Consider the following 3,797-nt stretch of genomic DNA (forward strand, 5'->3'; position numbering starts at 1 on the left):
GAAGTGGGGTTTAGAGATCAAAAAAGCTTAATGGGGTGTGGACAAGCACAGGTGAGAGAAAAACAAGCCGTGCAAAAAGTGCCAGCGTTCTTATCAGCTTGTTACGGTATGCTTTTACTTGCTTCACTCAAAGCTAATCAACTAAATAATGATAAACTTCCAGCTCCAAAATGGTATAATAAACAAGGACAAAATAGAACAACAACAGGTGACATATTAAATGCGGTTAGGTTAGAAAACTGGGCTATAAGCTCAAAAATCAATTTAACCGACTTCGTGAACATTGAAAATAAATTAGCGAAACAAGGTAAAATCATGAATAATGCTGTTTCTTCTTTCATATATATGAGAAACTAGCCAAAGTCAAGAGAGAGCTCAATTGAGCTCTCTTTATTTTTTAGTTACCTCCGTTATCGGCATCTGTTAGGGTTATTTTTACAATCATATCTTTATCTAATGCATTTACTTGGGCACCTAATCTATCTTCTGCGTAAAGAGAAACTGTTCCGACCTTATATTCGTAATTATAGTGTATACCTTTGATAGTAGCGGGAATAGCATTGTAATATCCCCTAGAATCTGCAAATTCTAAATGAACTTGGACAGTTCCATAATTATAATATTTCGAATCCAATTCTGGAAAATCAAGATCTGTATAATAGATATTTGTGTTGCCGTCACGCACCCAATCTGCGGCTTTAACTGTTGTTGTATAAGTAACACCCGGTAAATAATTTGTGATATATTCTTTTGTACAAGAACTTAATGTGGATAATGATGCGCTAGCAATAGCTAATGCTAATAATACTCGTTTCATATATAAGAAGTTAAAATAATTAATACTTGTTTTTAATGTGACAATGTAAGTCAATAAAAGTTTAACGCATTTTCACATTTTTATATAACGAATATCATTCCAAAAAGTTACTTTTTCTTTCTATTGTCACATTATCACCTGTCAAAGCATTTCCCTCTGCATTAACCAATGTAAGTTGAATCGTCGCTTCTCCCTTAGGCAAATTTGTGATTTCATACGGCACCCATCTATCCAACACAAATTCTTGACCATTAATAACTGCTTTTACTTTATTTGCGTCAGGAGATATGTCCGCATTCACTAAAAAGAAATCTAATAATACAGATTTCGTATCATCGCCTTTATAATCTCCTTTTGGTCTACTGTAGAACAGCGAAGGTTCTGTCGGCACATTCTGCTCTTCGATTTTTCCATCGGCATTGACTTTAAATTTTATCAATTTGGAAGCATCCGTGGTTTTTATCGATTCGTGAAAAGAACGAGATAAGAAGGATAGGAGATAATGCTCTGAATTAATTGGTACATTAAACGAATGTTCTGGTTTGTATAATGCTACATAAGGTGCATTATTCAAGATAAAATGTATATGTTGTCCATCAGATGAATTTGCCATATGGTGCTCATGGTCTGTTTGGTCGGTGAGGTTGAAGTTTTGAACAGCATATTTAATTGTGACCTTAGCAGAATCATTACCTAATTTTTCAGAACCTAAAGACGAAATTGTTAACGTAGCACCAGGAAATTCTTTTGCGTGTGGTAAGGGCGTAACTTCAATAGCTAAGGCACTGTCTACATTAGCGATAGAATCTTGTGTTGTCGTATTATTGTTGGTATTGGATGAGTTACAAGAGAAGGTAATCATCAATCCGCAAGCTGCGGTTAAAAAGTAGTTTATAAGTAATACATTCTTCATGATAAAAGTGGTTTATTGTAATCAATACTTATTACAACAAACCACTTCACCAAAAAGTTTTATGCAAATGCCACTAATAGCGCTTCCTTGATTGCAGCAATAGCTGTAGTTAAATCATCTTGCGTATGTGCCGAAGAAATAAATCCTACTTCATAGCCTGAAGGACCGAAATAGATACCTCTATTTAGCAACTCACGGTGCATGATTTTATATTTTTCCATAGAATCGTGTGCAATCTGGTCTGCCGATTGAATTTTATCCAAGGAAGTGAATGCAAACCAGAAAATAGAACCAACGGTAAAGATTTTCACTTCAAGTTTATTTTCAGCAATAAAGGTGCGGATTTCTTCGACGAAAGCTAATGTTGTTTGCTCTTGTTTTTCGTAGAATCCAGGTTGAGCCAAAATACTTAATGCCGCAATACCTGCAGCCATAGCAACTGGATTTCCTGAAAGAGTTCCCGCTTGATATACACCGCCATCTGGCGAAATATATCCCATTATTTCTGCCGAAGCTCCGTAAGCACCAACAGGCATACCACCACCGATGATCTTACCATAAGTCAAAATATCAGGTTGAATATCATAATATTTGGCAGCGCCCTCGAATCCTAAACGGAAACCTGTAATCACCTCATCAAAAATCAATAATGACCCGTTACTCTTAGTAATAGCTCGTAAAAAGTGAATGTAATCTTTATCTTGAATCAATAAGCCATTATTTGCAGGTACACCTTCAATAATAACAGCAGCAATTTGATCTTTGAAATCAACGAAAACTTGTTCTAACGCTGCCTTGTCATTTAAGCCGATAACAATAGTTTCATCAGCAAATGCTTTAGGAACACCAGCGGAAGAAGTTTCTCCAAAAGTTACTAATCCAGAACCCGCTTTTACTAATAAAGAATCGGAGTGACCGTGATAACAGCCTTCGAACTTGACTATTTTATCACGTTTTGTATAGCCTCTAGCCAAGCGAATTGCTGACATTACGGCTTCTGTACCTGAACTTACAAAACGGATTTTCTCTACATATCTGTTGTTGGAAATAATCAATTCCGCTAACTCATTTTCTAATGCAGTAGGCGCACCAAAACTCAAACCTTTACCTAATTGCGCTTGTACCGCTTCACGGATTTCAGGATTGTTGTGACCTAAAATAAGTGGTCCCCAAGAACAGCAAAAATCTATAAACTCATTTCCGTCAGCATCCCAAAGATGTGCTTTTTCACCTCTTTCGATAAATAATGGCGTGCCGTATACCGATTTGAATGCGCGAACTGGTGAGTTAACTCCACCAGGGAAATAGTTTTTTGCTTTTTCGAAAAGTTCAGCTGACTTTTCTCTAGATATATCTTGTGCTTTCATGTGTTAAATTCAATAGTCTTGCGAAGTTATAGATTTAAACGTAAATTATGTTCATTACCAAGTCAGGATTTATAATAAACCAAATCGTCATTTCGTCAAGATGGTGTATATTATCAATCTTATTGCTTAAAATTGAGATTTCTCCTATCGTCGAAATGACGCGAAGTTGCTAAATCAACACAGGCTCAAGAAATTCTTGAGCCTGTATTTTATGTGCGCCCGGCATGTGCGTGAACTCTAGGGTGTAAGTCCCGAACGTGCCTTGATAGTGGGAAACGTTAACTGAACATTAAACGTCCGTTTAATTTATGGGAACTGGGATTATCGTAAAGAAAGCAGAAAACTCCGAATGGATAGCTGCCCTGCAAGGGATATGCTGGAAGCAGAAAAGTAGCAGGGAGCGCTGAACGATATCTTGAAAGAAATAGAAAACAAGGAAACAGGGAAAAAAACAGGGGAAAAAATGCAAAACAACATGTTACTCGAAGAAATTATGAGTAGTAGCAATCTTCATCAGGCGTACGATCAGGTTGTAGGCAACAAAGGCGCGCCCGGTACTGATAAAGTCGGTCATGGAGTTGCTACCTTTGAGTGGAGACAGATTTAAAAAATAAAGAATTAAATTTGTTAACATATGGCACGAGTATTTGAAGAATCTTTTAAAATCATGGCAGTTGAATTATCCTGTATAAAAGGATCT

General features: G+C 36.6%; 5 protein-coding genes. 2 read left to right on the forward strand and 3 right to left on the reverse strand.

What is annotated here, in order from left to right:
- Window positions 1-357 (forward strand): hypothetical protein (locus GOQ17_RS15950; protein ID WP_201288654.1); only part of this gene is annotated, 357 nt, incomplete at its 5' end.
- Between the two features lie 40 nt (window positions 358-397).
- Here GOQ17_RS15950 and GOQ17_RS15955 read toward each other — a convergent pair.
- The 3 genes from GOQ17_RS15955 to hemL form a co-directional block, all read right to left on the reverse strand.
- Window positions 398-817: a hypothetical protein gene (locus GOQ17_RS15955; protein ID WP_159639042.1), complete on the reverse strand. Its 420-nt coding sequence runs from the start codon at window positions 815-817 to the stop codon at window positions 398-400.
- 94 nt (window positions 818-911) lie between these two features.
- Window positions 912-1,730, reverse strand: coding sequence for a hypothetical protein (locus tag GOQ17_RS15960; protein ID WP_159639044.1), 819 nt, complete (start codon window positions 1,728-1,730; stop codon window positions 912-914).
- Between the two features lie 59 nt (window positions 1,731-1,789).
- Window positions 1,790-3,097 carry a glutamate-1-semialdehyde 2,1-aminomutase gene (hemL, locus tag GOQ17_RS15965; RefSeq protein ID WP_159639046.1) on the reverse strand — a complete coding sequence of 436 codons (1,308 nt, stop codon included), beginning with the start codon at window positions 3,095-3,097 and terminating at the stop codon, window positions 1,790-1,792.
- A 415-nt stretch (window positions 3,098-3,512) separates the two neighbouring features.
- Between hemL and GOQ17_RS15970 the strand changes: the two genes are divergently transcribed.
- Window positions 3,513-3,704, forward strand: a complete 192-nt coding sequence (locus GOQ17_RS15970; protein WP_159639048.1) for a hypothetical protein — start codon at window positions 3,513-3,515, stop codon at window positions 3,702-3,704.
- The last annotated feature ends 93 nt before the right edge of the window (window positions 3,705-3,797 follow it).

Source organism: Sphingobacterium composti (genome assembly GCF_009829075.1).
Taxonomy (GTDB): Bacteria; Bacteroidota; Bacteroidia; order Sphingobacteriales; family Sphingobacteriaceae; genus Sphingobacterium; species Sphingobacterium composti.

Bases quoted from the DNA above. Each gene is read 5' to 3' on its own strand.
- GOQ17_RS15955 (WP_159639042.1), bottom strand. From the start codon at position 817: ATGAAACGAGTATTATTAGCATTAGCTATTGCTAGCGCATCATTATCC.
- GOQ17_RS15960 (WP_159639044.1), bottom strand. From the start codon at position 1,730: ATGAAGAATGTATTACTTATAAACTACTTTTTAACCGCAGCTTGCGGA.
- hemL (WP_159639046.1), bottom strand. From the start codon at position 3,097: ATGAAAGCACAAGATATATCTAGAGAAAAGTCAGCTGAACTTTTCGAA.